This window comes from Streptomyces sp. NPDC007025, from assembly GCF_042869455.1.
Classification (GTDB): domain Bacteria; phylum Actinomycetota; class Actinomycetes; order Streptomycetales; family Streptomycetaceae; genus Streptomyces.
Genome location: NZ_JBIAFT010000003.1, coordinates 497751 through 515958 on the forward strand (window position 1 = coordinate 497751; position 18208 = coordinate 515958).

At 73.4% G+C, this 18208-nt stretch carries 15 protein-coding genes; 10 read left to right on the forward strand and 5 right to left on the reverse strand.

The window, feature by feature from the left end; genetic code table 11:
- Positions 1 to 13: 13 nt before the first annotated feature.
- Both ACFYMO_RS08625 and ACFYMO_RS08630 read right to left on the reverse strand, forming a co-directional pair.
- On the reverse strand, positions 14 to 451 hold the full coding sequence (locus ACFYMO_RS08625; RefSeq protein WP_366773982.1) for a hypothetical protein: 438 nt from the start codon (positions 449 to 451) through the stop codon (positions 14 to 16).
- A gap of 116 nt (positions 452 to 567) precedes the next feature.
- A complete protein-coding gene (locus tag ACFYMO_RS08630) occupies positions 568 to 804 on the reverse strand; it encodes a hypothetical protein (protein WP_366773983.1) in 237 nt (78 codons plus the stop codon).
- A gap of 84 nt (positions 805 to 888) precedes the next feature.
- Here ACFYMO_RS08630 and ACFYMO_RS08635 point away from each other — a divergent pair, with 84 nt between their 5' ends.
- The 8 genes from ACFYMO_RS08635 to aceE all read left to right on the forward strand — a co-directional run bounded on the left by ACFYMO_RS08635 (position 889) and on the right by aceE (position 13373).
- Positions 889 to 2103, forward strand: a complete 1215-nt coding sequence (locus ACFYMO_RS08635) for a bifunctional adenosylcobinamide kinase/adenosylcobinamide-phosphate guanylyltransferase (protein ID WP_366773984.1) — start codon at positions 889 to 891, stop codon at positions 2101 to 2103.
- A 101-nt stretch (positions 2104 to 2204) separates the two neighbouring features.
- The gene (locus ACFYMO_RS08640) at positions 2205 to 3338 is read left to right on the forward strand and encodes a nicotinate-nucleotide--dimethylbenzimidazole phosphoribosyltransferase (RefSeq protein ID WP_388545165.1); all 1134 of its coding nucleotides are present in this window, start codon (positions 2205 to 2207) and stop codon (positions 3336 to 3338) included.
- A gap of 134 nt (positions 3339 to 3472) precedes the next feature.
- Complete coding sequence (locus ACFYMO_RS08645) at positions 3473 to 4303, forward strand: adenosylcobinamide-GDP ribazoletransferase (protein ID WP_366773986.1); 831 nt, start codon at positions 3473 to 3475, stop codon at positions 4301 to 4303.
- 143 nt (positions 4304 to 4446) lie between these two features.
- Positions 4447 to 6009, forward strand: a complete 1563-nt coding sequence (locus tag ACFYMO_RS08650; protein ID WP_366773987.1) for a leucyl aminopeptidase — start codon at positions 4447 to 4449, stop codon at positions 6007 to 6009.
- Positions 6010 to 6286: 277 nt separating this feature from the next.
- Positions 6287 to 7693, forward strand: a complete 1407-nt coding sequence (lpdA, locus tag ACFYMO_RS08655) for a dihydrolipoyl dehydrogenase (protein ID WP_366773988.1) — start codon at positions 6287 to 6289, stop codon at positions 7691 to 7693.
- A gap of 61 nt (positions 7694 to 7754) precedes the next feature.
- On the forward strand, positions 7755 to 9536 hold the full coding sequence (gene sucB / locus ACFYMO_RS08660) for a 2-oxoglutarate dehydrogenase, E2 component, dihydrolipoamide succinyltransferase (protein ID WP_388545169.1): 1782 nt from the start codon (positions 7755 to 7757) through the stop codon (positions 9534 to 9536).
- A 292-nt stretch (positions 9537 to 9828) separates the two neighbouring features.
- Positions 9829 to 10458, forward strand: a complete 630-nt coding sequence (locus tag ACFYMO_RS08665; RefSeq protein ID WP_388545172.1) for a GntR family transcriptional regulator — start codon at positions 9829 to 9831, stop codon at positions 10456 to 10458.
- A 221-nt stretch (positions 10459 to 10679) separates the two neighbouring features.
- Entirely contained in the window at positions 10680 to 13373 is a 2694-nt protein-coding gene (aceE, locus tag ACFYMO_RS08670; RefSeq protein WP_366773990.1) for a pyruvate dehydrogenase (acetyl-transferring), homodimeric type, read from the forward strand.
- Positions 13374 to 13542: 169 nt separating this feature from the next.
- Here aceE and ACFYMO_RS08675 read toward each other — a convergent pair whose 3' ends face one another.
- Complete coding sequence (locus ACFYMO_RS08675; RefSeq protein ID WP_019358716.1) at positions 13543 to 13647, reverse strand: methionine/alanine import family NSS transporter small subunit; 105 nt, start codon at positions 13645 to 13647, stop codon at positions 13543 to 13545.
- On the reverse strand, positions 13647 to 15185 hold the full coding sequence (locus ACFYMO_RS08680) for a sodium-dependent transporter (RefSeq protein ID WP_366773991.1): 1539 nt from the start codon (positions 15183 to 15185) through the stop codon (positions 13647 to 13649). Before ACFYMO_RS08680 ends, ACFYMO_RS08675 begins: the two co-directional genes overlap by 1 nt.
- A 74-nt stretch (positions 15186 to 15259) precedes the next feature.
- Between ACFYMO_RS08680 and ACFYMO_RS08685 the strand changes: the two genes are divergently transcribed.
- Positions 15260 to 16285, forward strand: a complete 1026-nt coding sequence (locus tag ACFYMO_RS08685; RefSeq protein WP_366773992.1) for a WYL domain-containing protein — start codon at positions 15260 to 15262, stop codon at positions 16283 to 16285.
- On the opposite strand, the gene ACFYMO_RS08690 is transcribed toward ACFYMO_RS08685, so the two are convergent.
- A complete protein-coding gene (locus ACFYMO_RS08690; protein ID WP_366773993.1) occupies positions 16276 to 17229 on the reverse strand; it encodes an SDR family oxidoreductase in 954 nt (317 codons plus the stop codon). The two genes, ACFYMO_RS08685 and ACFYMO_RS08690, sit on opposite strands and share 10 nt — an antisense overlap.
- A gap of 315 nt (positions 17230 to 17544) precedes the next feature.
- Between ACFYMO_RS08690 and ACFYMO_RS08695 the strand changes: the two genes are divergently transcribed.
- The gene (locus tag ACFYMO_RS08695) at positions 17545 to 18066 is read left to right on the forward strand and encodes a DUF4240 domain-containing protein (RefSeq protein WP_019358720.1); all 522 of its coding nucleotides are present in this window, start codon (positions 17545 to 17547) and stop codon (positions 18064 to 18066) included.
- Positions 18067 to 18208 lie beyond the last annotated feature (142 nt).

Sequence of the window (18208 nt, forward strand, 5' to 3'; positions counted from 1 at the left end):
AGACGGCCGCCGGTCAGCCGGCGGCGGGCCGGAACTCGGGCGGATCGCGTAGCTCGATGTCGGCCCGCTCGATGCCCTGCTCCCGGGCGAGGTGGGCAAGCGTCTCGGACCGGGCCTGCTCCGGCGCCTGGGTGTCGATGAAGGCGCCCAGCCACTCCCCCGTCCGCCGGTTGTAGGCGAGCTGCCGGGCGGCCGCGGCGCTGCTGATGGTGCCCGTCTCCTCGACCGTGAAGTCGGTGCCGATGGCCGCCTTGGCCACATGGGCCGCGCACACGTCCATGAAGCGGGGACTGGGGCGCTCGTCACCCCCGTGGAAGAAGGCCTCGACCGCGTCGGGCCCGCGCACCGACCGTTCGGCGAAGATCCCGGCCTTCTTCAGCGTCGCCAATGTCCGCTCCACCTTTTCGGCCGGGCCCCGCAGCACCACGTAAACCGCACCTCGTACGTCCATGCGCACCGAGGGTAGCGGCTGTCGGATACCGGCGAGACCGGTCGCCGGCCGGACCGCCGCACCGAACCCCGGGCCGAGCGCGGGGCGGGCTCCGGGGTGCGCGGGGCGCCGCCCCGTCACCCGGCGGCGGCCTCCCCGGTGTCCGCCTCCGAAGCCGAACGCAGGCTCATCGGCCCGTAGACGGTGCTGCCGTCCTCCTGGAGGGTGACCTGATCGGTGCCGCCCTCCAGCAGTTCCCGCCACACCTCGCCGATCCACGACTCGGCGTCCGACTGGGTGGGGAACTCCTCCGGCTCCACGGCCGGTTCGGTCTCCGTGCCGTCGGCCTTCTCGAACCGCCACGTCCACGCCATCAGTGCCTCCGTAAGATCGCCGGTTGCTCCCGGAAGCGTAGTCCCCCGTGCGCACGCGACGGCAGGTCACGAGACGATCGGAGGGTGGAACTCACTCTGCTCGGCACCGGCGGTCCCGCCGGCCTCCCGCTGCCCGACTGCCCCTGCGCCCGCTGCGCCGCCGCCACCGGCAGCGAGGCACGGGCGGCGACGGCGGTGCTGGTGGACAGCACCCTGCTGCTGGACCTGACCCCGGGGCCGGCGCTCGCCGCGGCACGGGCCGGGCGGTCGCTCAGCGGGGTGCGGCAGGTGCTGCTGACCCATCCGCACGACGGTCCGGCCCCGGAGGTGCCCGCCGGGCTGCCGTCCCCCGTCCGGCTGCCGGACCGCCAGGAACTGGCTCTGATCAGCGGGCACCGGGTGCGGGCCCTGGCGCTGGATTCGCCCGGCACCGGCTACCTGGTCACCGGCCCCGACGGGGAGCGGCTGCTCCACCTGCCGCCGGGCGCCGCACCCGCCGGAGTGGGCGGCGGCGCCGGGCACGGCGGTCCCTGCGACACCGTGCTGATGGATGTCGCCGGGCGACCCGACGCGCTGGCCGGGCTGCGGGAGGCGGGCCTGGTCGGCGCGGGCACCGATGTCGTCGCCGTCCACCTGGGGCACGCGGTGCCGCCGGGTGCGGAGCTGCACCGGCGGCTGGCCGCCGCCGGGGCCCGGACGGTGCCGGACGGTACGACGCTCACCGCCGGCGCGTACCACGGCGGAGCGGACGGCCCGCAGGTCCCGCGCCGGACGCTGGTGCTGGGCGGGGCCCGGTCGGGCAAGTCGGTGGAGGCCGAGCGGCGGCTGGCGGCGTTCCCCGGGGTGGTGTACGTGGCGACGAGCGGCACCCGCGACGGGGACCCCGAGTGGGCGGCGCGGGTGACCGAGCACCGCGAGCGGCGCCCCGCCTCGTGGCGCACCGAGGAGACCTGCGACCTGGTGCCGCTGCTGGAACGGGAAGGGCCGCCGCTGCTGATCGACTGCCTGGCGCTGTGGCTGACCCACGCCATGGACGAGGTGGAGGCGTGGGACGACACCCGCTGGGCGCAGGGCGGGGCCGCCGAACTCTCCGCACGGGTGGGGGCGCTGCTGGAGGCCGTACGCCGCACGCCGCGGCTGCTGGTGGCGGTCAGCAACGAGGTGGGGTCCGGGGTGGTGCCGGCGACCTCGGCCGGACGCCGGTTCCGCGACGAACTGGGCAGGCTGAACGCGCGGTTCGGCGAGGAGTGCGAGCATGTGCTGCTGACGGTCGCCGGAGTGGCGCTGCCGCTGCGGTGAGGGAGCGGGACCGGCCCCGCTCCCCCAGCTCACCGCTCTCCCCCGAACTGCCGTACGGGGGCTGCTGAAGCGCTCGTGCCACTCACGTACGCTCGGCGAGCATGAGCGAGCGCAGCCTGGATCTGGACGACTTCTCCGACCTCATCGAGCGGCCGCACGGCGGCCTGCGCCAGGAGGCCGAGGAACGGCGGGCGCTGACCGGGCTGCCCCCGCGGGCCCTGGGACGGCTGGAGGACGTGGGCGAATGGCTCGGTTCCGCGCAGGCCCGGGTACCGGTGCGGCCGGTCGCCCGCCCGCGCCTGGTGGTCTTCGCCGGGGACCACGGCGTCGCCGGACTCGGCGTCTCCACCCGGCAGCCGGGCACCGCCGCCGAACTGGTCCGCGAACTGCTGGACGGCGCGTCCCCCGCAGGCATCCTCGCGCGGCAGTTCGAGGTGCCGGTGCGGGTGGTCGACATGGCGCTCGACTGCGACCCCGGGACGCTCCCGGCCGAGGTGACCCGGCACCGGGTGCGCCGCTCGTCGGGCCGCTTGGACACCGAGGACGCGCTGACCCCCGAGGAGGCCGAGGAGGCGTTCCGCACGGGGATGGTGCTCGCCGACGAGGAAGCCGACGCCGGGACCGACCTGGTGGTGCTCGGCGACCTGAGCGTCGGCGGCACCACCGCGGCCGCGACGCTGATCGCCGCGCTGTGCGGCACCGACGCTTCGGTGGTGACCGGGCGCGGCGGGGGCGGGATCGACGATCTGACCTGGATGCGCAAGTGCGCCGCTGTCCGGGACGGGCTGCGCCGGGCCCGGCCGGTGCTGGGCGACCAGCTCCAGCTGCTGGCGGCGGTCGGCGGCGCCGACCTGACGGCGATGACGGGCTTCCTGCTGCAGTCCGCGGTCCGGCACACCCCGGTGGTCCTCGACGGTGTCGTCTCCGCGGCCTGCGCGCTGGTCGGCCAACGGGTGGCCTTCCGGGCCCCGGACTGGTGGCTGGCGGGTCAGGCGGGCAGCGAACCGGCACAGGCCAAGGCCCTGGACCGGCTGGCCGCCGACCCGCTGCTGGAACAGGGCGTCGAGCTGGGCGGCGGCACCGGTGCGCTGCTGGCGCTGCCGCTGGTGCGGGCGGCGGCGGCGCTGGCCGCCGAACTCCCCGTCCAGGAGGGCCCCGTGGCCGACCCGGAGGAGCCGGGCGGGGACCCGGACACCGGACGACCCGGCGGGCCGGAGGCCCTGGACGCCACCTGAGCACCGGCGGGTGCCGGGGCGGCCGTGGCGGCGCGCCGCCACGGCCCGTGCGGAGCCCGGTCCGCTCCGGGCGGAGGCGGCGCCCTCCGCCCGGGCCCGGGGCCGGGCGGAGGGCGTGGGTAGCCTGCTCCGCCATGGACGCCTCCTCCTCCGCCGGTACTCCCCCCGGTGCTCCCGACGGTGCCGCTCCGGCCTCCGCGGCCGAGGGACTCCGGTTCGCCTTCGGCACCCTGACCGTGCTGCCGGTGCGGGTCGCCCGCTGGGACCGGCCGGCCGCCCGGGCGGGCATGGTGTGCGCTCCGGCGGTCGGGCTGGTGGTGGGCGGTCTCGCCGCGGCGGCGGGGGCCGCACTGCTGCTGTGCGGCGCGTCCGCGCTGCTGGCCGGGGTCGTGAGCACGGCGGTGCCCGCCGTGCTGACCCGGGGACTGCACCTGGACGGGCTGGCCGATGTCGCCGACGGGCTGGGCAGCGGGAAGCCCGCCGACGCGGCGCTGCGGGTGATGAAGCAGTCCGACATCGGACCGTTCGGCGTGGTCACCCTGGTGTTCGTGCTGCTGGCGCAGGTGGCCGCGCTCGCCGAGCTGTACGCGCGGGGGTGGTCCGCCGGGGCGGCCGGTGCGGTGGCCGCCGCCGTCGCCGCCCGCGGCGCGCTGGCCCTCGCTGCCCGCCGGGGCGTGCCCGCCGCACGGCCCGAGGGCCTGGGTGCCGCCGTCGCGGAGACGGTGCCGCGGGCGGCGGCGCTGGCCGCGGCGGGCTGCTGCACCGTGCTGTCGGCCGGGGGCGCCTGGCCGGCGGGACGTTCGGCCGCCATGGCGGCCGCGGCCGCTACGGCGCTGGGGCTGTGCGCCGCCGAACTGCTGCTGCGGCACTGCGTCAGACGGTTCGGCGGCGTGACCGGGGACGTCTTCGGCGGGGCGGCCGAGGCCGCGGCGAGCTGCACCCTGGTCGTGGCGGTCCTGCTGTGAGCACCGGTGCACGCGCCGGGCGGGCCGGACGGGGCGGGAGGACCTGCGACGGGAGGAAGTGGGCGGGCATACCATGCCCGGAGCGTCCGAAACCGGAGGCGCATCCCACTCCGGAGCCTGTCCAGGAAGAAGGTCTCTCCCACGTGTCTGCACTGACTCTCAGCACCTCGTCCGCTGCGACGCTGCGCGCGGACGCTGTCGTCATCGGTATCGCCAAGGGCGGCTCCGCCGGCAAGGCGGGCCGGACAGGCGGCTCCGCCGTCGTCCTCGCCGCCGGCGCGGAGGCCGTGGACAAGGCGTACGGCGGGAAGCTGGCCGCGACACTCGAGACGCTCGGCGCCGGCGGCGGCGAGGGCGAGGTCACCAAACTCCCGGCTCCACCGAGCGGGGTGAAGGCCCCGCTGGTGCTCGCGGTCGGCCTGGGCGACGCCCCCGGCAAGCAGGAGACGTACGGCACCGAGGCGCTGCGCCGGGCGGCGGGGGCCGCGGCGCGCGCGCTGGCGGGCAGCCGGAAGGCCGGGTTCGCACTGCCGCTGGAGGACGCCGAGGCGGTGGCCGCGGTCGCCGAGGGCGCGCTGCTGGGCGCCTACTCCTTCACCGCGTACCGCGGCAAGGGCAGCGAGTCCCAGGACGGCAAGGACGCCTCGGCGCCGCTGGCGGAGGTCGCGCTGCTCGGCGGCAAGCCGCGGGACAAGGCACACAAGGCGGCCGTCGACCGGGCCCTGGTCGTCGCAGAGGAGGTGCACCGCGCCCGTGACCTGATCAACACCCCGGCCAACGGGCTGGACCCCAAGGCGTTCGCCGCCGAGGCCCGCGACGCGGCCAAGGCGCACGGCCTCACCTTCGAGGTGCTGGACGAGAAGGCGCTGACCAAGGGCGGCTACGGCGGCATCCTGGGGGTCGGCAACGGCTCGGCGCAGCCGCCGCGGCTGGTGCGGATCGGCTGGTCGCACCCGAAGGCGAAGACCTCCCTGGCGCTGGTCGGCAAGGGCATCACCTACGACTCGGGCGGCATCTCGCTCAAGCCCGCCGGCCACAACGAGACGATGAAGTGCGACATGAGCGGCGCCGCCGCCGTCTTCGCCGCGGTCGTCGCCGCCGCCCGGCTGGGGCTGCGGGCGAATGTGACCGGGTGGCTGGCCCTCGCGGAGAACATGCCGTCCGGCTCGGCCACCCGTCCGGGTGATGTGCTGACCATGTACAGCGGCAAGACCGTGGAGGTGCTCAACACCGACGCCGAGGGCCGGCTGGTGCTGGCGGACGCGCTGACCCGGGCCGGCGAGGAGCAGCCGGACGCGATCGTGGACGTGGCCACCCTGACCGGCGCGATGGTGCTGGCGCTGGGCAACCGGACGTTCGGGATCATGGCGAACGACGACGGGTTCCGCGGCGCGGTGCAGGAGTCCGCGGAGGAGGCGGGCGAGGCCGCCTGGCCGATGCCGCTGCCCGGGTACCTGCGCAAGAGCATGGACTCGCCGGTCGCCGACCTCGCCAACATCGGCGAGCGGATGGGCGGCGGCCTGCTGGCCGGGGTCTTCCTGAAGGAGTTCGTCCCCGAGGACACCCGCTGGGCGCACCTGGACATCGCGGGCCCCGCCTTCAACGAGTCCGGCCCCTTCGGCTACACGCCCAAGGGCGGCACGGGCTCGGCGGTCCGTACGCTGGTCCGGCTCGTGGAGCGCACCGCGGAGAGCGGTCTGGACTGAGCCCGCGGCGGATGCGGGTCCACCGCCGGCCCCGCGTACCCGGCGCGGCCCCGGCCGCCACCGGCACCGGTGAGCGGGCGGGGCCGCGCGCCCCGGGCCCGGTTCTTCGGGTAGCGGGGGCCCGCGTCCCGGTTTCCGGCAACAGGTGCGAAGATGGATGACCGGCAGGACAGGGCCCCGCACGGCTTGACAGAAGCCGACACGACAAGGGCCGAGCAGACACACAGCGGCCGAACCTCAAGCCGCCCGGTCACAGGAGACCGGCTACGGCGTACCCATGCATGGAGGACGTGACGTGGCGAACGACGCCAGCACCGTTTTCGACCTAGTGATCCTCGGGGGCGGCAGCGGCGGTTATGCCGCCGCCCTTCGCGCCGCGCAGCTCGGTCTCGACGTCGCCCTGATCGAGAAGGACAAGCTGGGCGGCACCTGCCTGCACCGGGGATGCATCCCGACCAAGGCGCTGCTGCACGCGGGCGAGGTGGCCGACCAGTCCCGCGAGAGCGCCGAGTTCGGCGTCAAGACCTCGTTCGAGGGCATCGACATGGCCGGTGTCCACAAGTACAAGGACGGCGTGATCTCCGGCCTCCACAAGGGCCTGCAGGGGCTGGTCGCCTCCCGCAAGGTCACCTACGTGGAGGGCGCCGGCCACCTCTCCTCGCCGACCTCGGTCGACGTCAACGGCCAGCGCTACGAGGGCCGCCACATCCTGCTGGCGACCGGCTCGGTGCCGAAGTCGCTGCCGGGCCTGACCATCGACCACGAGCGCATCATCAGCTCCGACGACGCGTTGGTCATGGACCGGGTCCCGAAGTCCGCGATCATCCTGGGCGGCGGCGTCATCGGCGTCGAGTTCGCCTCGGTGTGGAAGTCCTTCGGCGCGGACGTCACCGTCGTCGAGGGCCTCAAGCACCTGGTGCCGGCCGAGGACGAGAACAGCTCCAAGCTCCTGGAGCGGGCCTTCCGCAAGCGCGGCATCAAGTTCAACCTGGGCACCTTCTTCGACAAGGCCGAGTACACCGACGGCGGGGTCAAGGTCACCCTGGCCGACGGCAAGGAGTTCGAGGCGGAGGTGCTGCTGGTCGCCATCGGCCGCGGCCCGGTCTCCGAGGGCCTGGGCTACGAGGAGGCCGGGGTCGCCGTGGACCGCGGCTTCGTGACGGTGGACGAGTACTGCCGCACCGGCGTCCCGACGATCTCCGCCGTCGGCGACCTGATCCCCACCCTGCAGCTCGCGCACGTGGGCTTCGCCGAGGGCATCCTGGTCGCGGAGCGGCTGGCGGGTCTGAACCCGGTTCCGGTCGACTACGCCGGGGTACCGCGGGTGACCTACTGCAACCCGGAGGTGGCTTCGGTCGGTCTGACCGAGGAGCAGGCCAAGGAGCGGTACGGTGCCGACAAGGTCGTCACGCTCAAGTACAACCTCGCGGGCAACGGCAAGAGCAAGATCCTCAAGACGGCAGGCGAGGTGAAGCTCGTCCAGGAGCGCGACGGTGCCGTGGTCGGCGTCCACATGGTCGGTGACCGCATGGGTGAGCAGGTGGCCGAGGCCCAGCTCATCTACAACTGGGAGGCGCTGCCCGCCGAGGTGGCCCAGCTCATCCACGCCCACCCGACGCAGACCGAGGCGCTCGGCGAGGCCCACCTGGCGCTGGCCGGCAAGCCGCTGCACTCCCACGACTGACCGCCGAGTTCGAGTCAGGGCGCGACCCATCCGCACAGCTTTGTAAGGAGCAACAGAAACCATGGCGGTTTCCGTAACCCTGCCGGCGCTCGGCGAGAGCGTGACCGAGGGCACCGTCACCCGATGGCTGAAGGCCGAGGGTGAGCACATCGAGGCCGACGAGCCGCTGCTCGAGGTCTCCACCGACAAGGTCGACACCGAGATCCCGGCCCCCGCGTCCGGGACCATCTCCTCCATCAAGGTCGCCGAGGACGAGACGGTGGAGGTCGGCGCCGAGCTGGCCGTCATCGACGACGGCTCCGGCGCGCCGGCCTCGGCGCCGGCCGCCGCCGAGGAGCCCGCCGCCGCTCCGGCGGCCGAGCCCGAGCAGCCCGCGGCACCGGCCGCCCCGGCCCAGCCCGAGCCCGCCGCCGCGCCCGCCGCCGGCGGCGCCGCCGAGGGCACCGACGTGGTGCTGCCCGCACTGGGCGAGTCCGTCACCGAGGGCACCGTCACCCGCTGGCTGAAGCAGGTCGGTGACGAGGTCGAGGCCGACGAGCCGCTGCTGGAGGTCTCCACCGACAAGGTCGACACCGAGATCCCGGCCCCCACCGCCGGTACTCTGCTGGAGATCAGCGTCGGCGAGGACGAGACGGCTGAGGTCGGCGCCAAGCTGGCCGTCATCGGTGCCGCCGGTGCCGCGGCGCCGGCACCCGCCGTACAGGCCCCGGCCGCCCCCGCGGAGCCCGCCCCGGCCCCGCAGGCGCCCGCTGCCGCTCCGGCACAGCCCGCCGCTCCGCAGGCGCCTCCGGAGCCCTCGCAGGCCCAGCCGGCCCCCGCACAGCCCGCACAGCCGGCCCCGCAGGCCCAGCCCGCCCCGGCGGCGGCCCCCGCCCCGGCCGCGCAGGCCCCGGCGGCACCGGCTCCGGAGAGCGACGGCGCCTACGTGACGCCGCTGGTCCGCAAGCTGGCGGCCGAGCAGGGCGTCGACCTCTCCGCGGTGCGCGGCAGCGGCGTGGGCGGCCGGATCCGCAAGCAGGACGTCGTCGAGGCCGCCGAGGCCAAGAAGGCGCAGGCCCCGGCCGCGGCGCCCACCGCCGCGGCGTCGGCCGCTCCGAAGTCGCCGAAGCTGGAGCCGTCGCCGCTGCGCGGCCAGACGGTGAAGATGCCGCGGATCCGCAAGCTCATCGCGGACAACATGATGAAGGCGCTGCACAGCCAGGCGCAGCTCTCCACCGTCGTCGAGGTGGACGTCACCCGGGTGATGCAGCTCCGGGCCCGCGCGAAGGACTCCTTCGCGGCACGTGAGGGCGTCAAGCTCTCGCCGATGCCGTTCTTCGTGCAGGCGGCGGCCGAGGCGCTGAAGGCGCACCCGTCCGTCAACGCGCGGCTGAACGACGACGGCACCATCACCTACCACGACGTGGAGAACATCGGCGTCGCGGTGGACTCGGAGAAGGGCCTGATGGTCCCGGTCATCAAGGAGGCCGGGAACCTCAACCTGGCGGGCATCGCCCGCAAGACCGCCGATCTGGCCAAGAAGGTCCGCGAGGGCGGGCTGGGCCCGGACGACATGTCCGGCGGCACGTTCACGATCAGCAACACCGGTTCGCGGGGCGCGCTCTTCGACACCATCATCGTGAACTACCCGCAGGTCGCCGAGCTGGGCATCGGTGCCACCGTGCGCCGCCCGATGGTGGTCAACCACCCGGACCTGGGCGAGACCATCGCGATCCGCGACATGGTCTACCTGACCCTGTCCTACGACCACCAGCTCGTGGACGGCGCCGACGCCGCCCGATACCTCAACGACGTCAAGGCCCGCCTGGAGGCCGGCGAGTTCGAGGGCGAGCTGGGCCTGTAGGCCCGCGGTCACCGCGTACCGAAGGTGCCCCCGCCACACCTGTGGCGGGGGCATTTTTCGTGGCCGGCGCCGTGCCCGGCCGCCCGGCGGCCGACCGGGCGACGCGGCGGGTGCGGCCCCCGCCCACCGGATGTCTCGCGGTCCTGCCTGTCCGCCGCGGTGCCGGTGGGCGTCCCGATCGCCGACGCCGGAGAATTCGCGTGACGGATACCTCACCGTACGCAGTGGCACTGCGTGCCCGGTCACGCCGTATCGTCTAGGAGCCCACCACCTCGTTGCGAGGAGCATCTTCATGACCCCGCCCGTCGTCCAGTCGCTGCGCGAGCAGATCCGCGAGCGGATCGTGGAGGGGATCGTCAGCGGGCGGTGGAAGCCTGGCGAGCGGATCGTGGAGCGGCGGATCGCGGTGGAGCTGGAGGTCAGCCAGACGCCGGTGCGGGAGGCGCTGCGGGAGCTGGAGGCGTTGCGGCTGATCGAGTCGGCGCCGAACAAGGGCGTGCGGGTGCGGGAGCTGTCGGCGGCGGATCTGGAGGAGATCTACCCGGTGCGGGCCGGGCTGGAGCAGATCGCGGCCGAGCTGGCGGTGCCCCGGCTGGCCGGGGACGTCTCCGCGCTGCGGCCCCACGTGGCAGCGCTGTACGAGGCGGACCGGCTCGGGGACGGGGAGGCCCAGGTGCGGCACACGGTGGCCTTCCACCGGGAGCTGGTGCGCGCCGCGGGCAACAGCGTGCTGCTGCACACCTGGGAGGGGCTGGGGATCGAGGTGTGGACGGCGCTGTCGATCCGCTGGCTGGGGACGGTGCAGGAGTCGTACGCGGAGGAGCACGAGGCCGTCATGGCGGCCATCGAGCGCCGCGATCCGCACATCGGTGCGCTGGTCAAGGAGCACGTGCTGGGCTGTGCGCCCGCTCCGCGGGACTGAGGCGCGGCAGCCTGGCATTCGGTGCCGAATTTCGGGGCACGGAATGCCATTTTCGGTCTGCGGGCGGATTTCCCCTTCAGAACCTTTGATCGATCATCGATCAGAGGCGTACAGTCCCTTCGTTGGGTTCCCCTGTCCTGCCCGTCAGGGTCCACGACCCACCCGCACAACCGCCCTCCCGACCCGTTTGGAGGGGCCTACACGTCCGGAAGGTGGCCACCATGCCCGATCCCGTACGCCCGTCGTGTCCGAGCGAGCTGGACCAGCTCCCGGACCGTGATCCGCAGGAGACCGGCGAGTGGCGCGAGTCGCTCGACGCCGTAGCGGCACACGCGGGCGACGAACGAGCCGCATACCTGGTGCGTCGTACCGTCGAGCACGCCCGGAACAGCGGCCTGGCCGTACCGGCGCTGCTGGAGACGGAGTACGTCAACACGATCCCGACCTCGGCCGAGCCCGCCTTCCCGGGCGACGAGGCGATGGAATCCCGCATCACGGCGTGGAACCGCTGGAACGCGGCGGCCATGGTCACCCGCGGCAGCCGCCAGGGGCTCGGCGGCCACATAGCCACCTTCGCCTCCGCCGCCTGGCTCTACGAGACCGGGTTCCAGCACTTCTTCCGCGGGAAGGAAGGCGAGGACGGCTCCGGCGACCAGCTCTACGTCCAGGGGCACGCCTCCCCCGGCGTCTACGCCCGCGCCTTCCTCGACGGGCGGCTCACCGAGGGGCATCTGGACCGCTTCCGGCAGGAGGCCGGCGGCGAGGGACTGCCCTCGTACCCGCACCCGCGGCGGCTGCCCTGGCTGTGGGAGTTCCCCACCGTCTCCATGGGTCTGGGCCCGATCTCGGCGATCTACCAGGCGCGCTTCAACCGCTATCTGACCCACCGCGGCGTCAAGGACACCGCCGGATCGCATGTGTGGGCCTTCCTCGGCGACGGCGAGATGGACGAGCCGGAGTCGACCGCGGCGCTGGCCCTGGCCGGGCGCGAGCAGCTGGACAACCTCACCTTCGTGATCAACTGCAACCTCCAGCGCCTCGACGGCCCGGTGCGGGCCAACTTCAAGATCGTGCAGGAGCTGGAGACCCAGTTCCGCGCGGCCGGGTGGAACGTCGTGAAGTCGCTGTGGGGCAGCGCCTGGGACGAGGTCTTCGCGCTCGACACCACCGGTGCGCTGACCCGCCGGCTGCGCGAGGTGCCGGACGCGCAGTTCCAGACCTACGCCACCCGCGACGCGGCCTACATCCGCGAACACTTCTTCGGCGCCTCCCCCGCGCTCACCGAGCTCGGCAGGCTGCTGACCGACGACAAGATCACCGAGCTGTTCACGTCCTCCCGCGCCGGCCACGAGCCGCGCAAGGTGTACGCGGCCTACAGGGCGGCCGTCGAGCACAAGGGCGCGCCGACGGTGATCCTGGCGCAGACGGTCAAGGGCTGGACGCTGGGCCCGGGCTTCGAGTCCCGGAACGCCAACCACCAGATGAAGAAGCTCACGGGCAAGGAGTTCCGCGCCATGCGGGACCTGCTGGAGCTGCCGATCCCGGACAGCAAGCTGGACGACGAGCTGGTGCCGTACGTCCACCCGGGTGCCGACTCCCCCGAGGTGCGCTACCTCCAGGAGCGGCGCGCCGAGCTGGGCGGTCCGGCCCCGGCCCGCAGGGTGCACCCGGTCGGTCTGCCCGCGCCCGCCGACAAACCCTTCGACGTGCTCAAGAAGGGCTCCGGCTCGCAGGAGATCGCCACCACGATGGCGTTCGTGCGGCTGGTCAAGGACCTGATGCGGGACAAGGAGACCGGGAAGCGCTGGGTACCGATCGTGCCCGACGAGGCCCGCACCTTCGGTATGGAGTCGCTGTTCCCCTCGGCCGGCATCTACTCGCCGCTCGGCCAGAACTACGACCCGGTCGACCGCGACCAGCTGCTGTACTACAAGGAGGCCGAGGAAGGCCAGATCCTCAACGAGGGGATCACCGAGGCCGGTTCGCTGGCGGACTTCACCGCGGCCGCGACGTCGTACGCCACCCACGGCGAACCGATGATCCCGTTCTACATCTTCTACTCGATGTTCGGGTTCCAGCGCACCGCGGACCAGTTCTGGGCGCTGGCCGACCAGCTCGGCCGCGGCTTCGTCATCGGCGCCACCGCGGGCCGCACCACGATGACCGGTGAAGGCCTCCAGCACGCCGACGGCCACTCGCACCTGCTGGCCTCCACCAATCCGGCGGTCGTCTCCTACGACCCGGCGTTCGCCTACGAGGTCGGCGCCATCGTCAAGGAGGGTCTGCGCCGGATGTACGGCCCGGACGCGGCGGCGCAGGAGGACGTCTTCTACTACCTGACGGTCTACAACGAGACCAAGGTGCAGCCGCCCATGCCCGCGGGCGAGGGCGTCGAGGAGGGCATCCTCAAGGGGCTGTACCGCTTCCAGGAGGCGGCGGACGCCGCCGACGACGCGCCGCGCATCCAGCTCCTGGCCTCCGGTACGGCGATCCACTGGGTGCTGGAGGCGCAGCGGATCCTCGCCGAGGAGTGGGGCGTGGCGGCCGACGTGTGGTCGGCGCCGTCCTGGACGGAGCTGCGGCGCGAGGCCATGGAGTGCGACGCCGCCGCGCTGCGCGGCGAGGAGCGGGTGCCGTATGTGACCCGCGCGCTGGAGGGCGCTCCCGGCCCGGTGCTGGCGGTCAGCGACTGGATGCGGGCCGTACCCGACCAGATCAGCCAGTGGGTGGAGCAGGACTGGGCCTCGCTGGGTACGGACGGGTTCGGGCTCTCCGACACCCGGGAGGCAGCGCGCCGCTACTTCGGTGTGGACGCCGAGTCGGTCGTGGTCGCCGCGCTGTCCCGGCTCGCGCGCCGGGGCGAGGTCAAGGCGGAGGACGTCCGCCGCGCCGCCGAGAAGTACGGCCTGGCCTGACGCGGTCCGCCGCGTCCCCGGCGGCTCGGAAGAGCTCCGCCGGGAACGCGGCGGAAGAACACAGCCGCAGCACACGAAGGCCCTGCCCCCGGATCCATCCGCGGGGGCAGGGCCTTCGCGCTGCTCCGGCGACCGGCGTCAGCGCCGGTCACCGGTCACCGCGGTCCGGTCACTCCGGCTCGGGGTGCTTGCGCAGTCGGAGAATGGCGGCTACCAGGCCACCCCAGACGATGAGGATGGCCACGGCCATCATCACGATGGCTCCGGTCGACATCAGCGCACCTCCTCACTGTCGGCAGTGCTCTCGGCCTCTCCCCCACCGGGTGCCCCGCGCCAGGGGATGAGCGAGATCAGCACACCCACCAGCAGCGCGCCGGCGGCGACGCCCCATCCGGCCCAGGCGAGGAAGGAGAGGGGGTATCCGGCGTAGTTCTCGTCCAGCTCCTTGCGGAAGCTGTCGATCATCATCCAGCCGAGCACCAGCGGGGTGATGACCCCCAGGCAGACCCGCCACCAGGTGCCCAGCCGCACGGCCGAGGTCTCGTCGGCGTGGGCCTGGAAGGTCCGCAGCCGGCGCAGTACCCAGGCCATGACGATCAGGAAGACGAGCGCGGCGAGCGCGATGCCGTACTGGTTGATGAAGTGGTCGGCCGCGTCCAGCAGGGACAGGCCCGCGTCCGTGGGGAAGAGCGCCAGCGAGACCACCGCCAGCAGGCCGCCGACGGTCCACACGGCGGGCACCCGGCGCATGCCGGTGCGGTCCTGCACGGCCGAGATGACCACCTGCACGATGCTGATCAGCGAGGAGAGCCCCGCGATGGCCAGCGAGACGAAGAAGACCACCCCGAAGGCCGCGCCCAGTGGCATCTGCGAGATGACCGCCGGGAAGGCGATGAAGGCCAGCCCCACTCCTTCGCTGACGACGTCGCCGACGGCGGCGCCGCTGGACTGCGCCATGAAGCCCAGAGTGGCGAAGACTCCGATACCGGCCAGGATCTCGAAGGAGCTGTTGGCGAAGCCTGCCACCAGCGCGGAGCCGGTCAGGTCTGCGCGCCGGCCCAGGTAGGAGGCGTAGGTGACCATGATGCCGAAGCCGATGGAGAGCGAGAAGAAGATCTGCCCGTAGGCGGCGACCCAGACGCTGCCGTCGGTCAGCGCGCTCCAGTCGGGGGCGAAGAGGGCGTCCAGTCCCTTGGCCGCGCCGTCCAGCGTCACGGCGCGGACCACCAGGACGACGAAGAAGACCACCAGGGCCGGGATGAAGATCTTGTTGGCCCGTTCGATGCCGCGGCGCACACCCAGCGCCAGGATGATCAGCACGATCAGCCATACGGCGAGCAGCGGCCAGAAGACGTTGCCGACGAAGGAGCTGGGGAGTCCGGGTTCGGCCGCGGCGTGCAGGAAGTCGCCGCCGAAGAAGCCCTCGGGGTCGTCGCCCCAGTCCTTGCCGAAGGAGAATCCGGCGTACCGTACGGCCCACGCCACGATCACGGCGTAATAGGAGGCGATGACGAAGCAGATGGCGACCTGCCACCAGCCGATCGCCTCGGCCGGGCGGGAGATCTGCCGGAAGGCCGCGGGCGGCGACTTCCGGTACTTCCGGCCGACGGTGTATTCGAGGATGAGCAGCGGGAGGCCCGCTGTGAGCAGCGCGACGAGATACGGGAGCAGAAAGGCCCCGCCGCCGTTCTTGTAGGCCTCAGCGGGAAAGCGCCAGATGTTTCCCAACCCGACGGCGGAACCGATGGCCGCCATCAGGAATCCGGCCCGCGAGCCCCACTGTTCGCGCTGTTCGCGATTTTGCTGAGACATGACCGTTTCCTAGTTCGCTGTATAACGGGCGGAACGTTAACAGCGGGCCACGGCCCACGGGAGGAGTATTCAGCATGCGGGCAGCCCGGCTGATCAGGATGGTGCTGCTGCTCCAGGCACGGCGGGAGATGACCGCCGCGGAGCTCGCAGCGGAACTGGAGGTCTCCGAGCGTACTGTCTCACGCGATGTCCTGGCACTCTCCGAAGCGGGCGTGCCGGTATACGCGGACCGCGGACGTGCGGGCGGATACCGGCTGGTCGGCGGCTACCGCACCCGGCTGACCGGGATGGGCCGCGGCGAGGCGGAGGCGCTGTTCCTGTCCGGGGTGCCCTCGGCGTTGCGGGATCTGGGGTTGGCCGACGCGGCCTCGGCGGCGCGGCTGAAGGTCTCGGCGGCGCTGGACCCGGCGCTGGGCGATGTGCACGGCAGTGCGGCGCAGCGCTTCCATCTGGACGCACCCGGCTGGTGGCAGGCGCCCGAGACCCCGGCGCAGCTGCCCGCACTGGCCGACGCCGTCTGGTCCGACCGGAGGATTCTGGTCCGCTACCGCCGCGGGAATGCGCCCGGTGACCGGGAGGTCGAGCGGACGCTGGAGCCGCACGGCCTGGTCCTGAAGGCGGGCCGATGGTATCTGGCGGCCCGCGTCCCCGCGGACGCGGGCCGTGTGGACCGGTCCCCCTGGCGGGTCTACCGGGTGGGCCGGTTCACTGAGGTCGCCGTGCACGACGCGCACTTCGACCGGGACGGCGGATTCGACCTGGCGGGCTTCTGGACGGAGCACGCGGCGGCGTTCGCGCACTCGCTGCTGCGGTCGGAGGTGACGGTGCGGCTCACCGCCCCGGGCGTCCGCAGGCTGCGGTACGTCACCGACCGGGCCGCTGCCGACGAGGCGCTGGCGGGCGGCACCGTGGACGGGCGGGGCCGCACGACGGTGGTGCTGGGGGTGGAGAGCGAAGAGGTGGGCTTCGAACAGCTCCTGACCCTGGGTCCGGAGTGCGAGGTCCTGGGGCCGCCGTCGCTGCGGCAGCGCTTCGCGGACGCGGCGCGGCGGACGGCGGCCCTCTACCCGGACGGCACGGACCCGGACGCTCAGCGGTAGTCGGCCGCGTCCACCGGCGTGTCGGCGTCGGCCTGCTCGATGTCGACGAGGTAGCGCCAGGCGTCCGGCGCCGAGCCGTCCGTGTCGGTGAAGCCGTAGACCCGGGCCAGCCCGCCGCTGGAGAGGGACTGCCCGCTCCAGCGCGCCCGCTGCGGGTCGGTGGCGAGCGCGGCCACGGCGCGGCCCACGAAGACGGGGCTCTCGGAGATGGCGAAGTGCGGGTCGACGGCGCAGCCGTCCCGCCAGTTCTCCTCCGTCACCCGGAAGTGGGTGTCCAGCATCGCCTCCGAGCGCAGCCAGCCCGGGGTCAGACAGACCACGGTGGTGCCGTGCTCCTCGGTCTCCTGGGCCAGCGCCCGGGCGACGCGCAGCGGCGCGGACTTGGCCAGGTCGTAGTAGACCGGTTCCCGGTAGCGCCGGTTGTACTCCTCGGTGCCGTCGGTGACCTCGACGAGCAGTCCGCCCGGACGCCGGGTCAGCAGCGGCAGCGCGTGGCTGCTGGTGATCAGGTGGGCGTCGATGCTCAGCCGCAGCACCCGCAGCCCGTCGGCCAGGTCGTGCTCCCACAGCTTCTTGCCCCAGCCGACCAGATGGTCACCGCCCCACAGGTCGTTGACCAGGATGTCGAGCGCGCCCGCCTCCCGGTCGATGCGGTCGATCAGCGCACGCACCCGGCCGGGGTCGAGGTGGTCGACGGCGACGGCGGTCGCACTGCCCCCGCTCTCCCGACCGGCTTCGCTCGCCAGTTCGGCCGTCTCCTCGATCGTCTCGCTCGCCCGGCCGACCTCGCTGATCGTGGCGCGGGTGGTACGGCCGGTGGCGTAGACGGCGGCCCCGGCGCGGCACAGTTCGACGGCCATCGCCCGGCCCGCTCCCCTGGTGGCTCCGGCGACCAGGGCGACCTTGCCGGCCAGCGGCCCCGGGGAACTGCTCTGCTCCTGCACCTGTTGCTCCTCTCGCGGCTTCCCGCGCCGCTGACGACTTCTCATGGCTCCGCACGGACCTCTCACGGCATCCTCGGCATACCTCGGCGTGCCCGATATGACCGGTGTGCCGCTGCACACCTCGGCGTGCAGCGGCGTCCGGCCGGGCGCCGCTGCCGCGTCCGTCCGGGCGGGACACACTGCCGGGGATACCGGACACCGCCTGTCGGGTATCGGAACCGGAATCGCCGTGCGGTGCACCTCTCGTAACGACACAGCCGCATCTGGCGCACTCCGCGTGCGTTGCGGGCCTCCAGGCCCGATGCTGAGTGCGTGATGGACGAGACGGAGTTCTGGGAGCTGATCGACTCCACCCGGCAGGAGGCCGACAGTGACCCCCAGGAACAGGCGGATCTGCTGGTCGAGCGGCTGACGCAGCTCGATCCCGACGCGGTGACGTACTTCGCCCGCCACTTCGAGTCGCGCTACAACCGCGCCTACCAGTGGGATCTGTGGGCGGCCGCCTGGATCCTGCTGGACGGCGCGAGCGACGACGTCTTCGACGCGTTCCGCTGCTGGCTGATCGGCCAGGGCCGGGAGGTCTTCGAGGGCGCTGCCCACGACGCGGACGCGCTCGCCGAACTGCTGGACGACTTCGACGAGGAGCTGGACGGCGACGGCGAGGAGCTGGGCTTCGCGGCGGACGAGGCGTACGAGCAGCTCACCGGCACCGTCCTGCCCGACCTGGGGCTGCCGGAGGCTCCGGCCGACCCGGAGGGCGTCGCCCTCGACCTGGAGGACACCGGGGCGCTGGCCGACCGCCTGCCCCGGCTGTGGGACCGCTTCCGGGGCGAGTGACCCCGGCACCTCACTCCGCTGGCCGCCGCAGCGCCCTGGCCGCGCTCGTCGCCGTCACGGCCACCGCACTCCGCGGCCTGCAACCGCCACGGCGCCGACCCGCTCGCGCGGCACGCCGTACGTGGTCCGCTCGCAGTTCGAC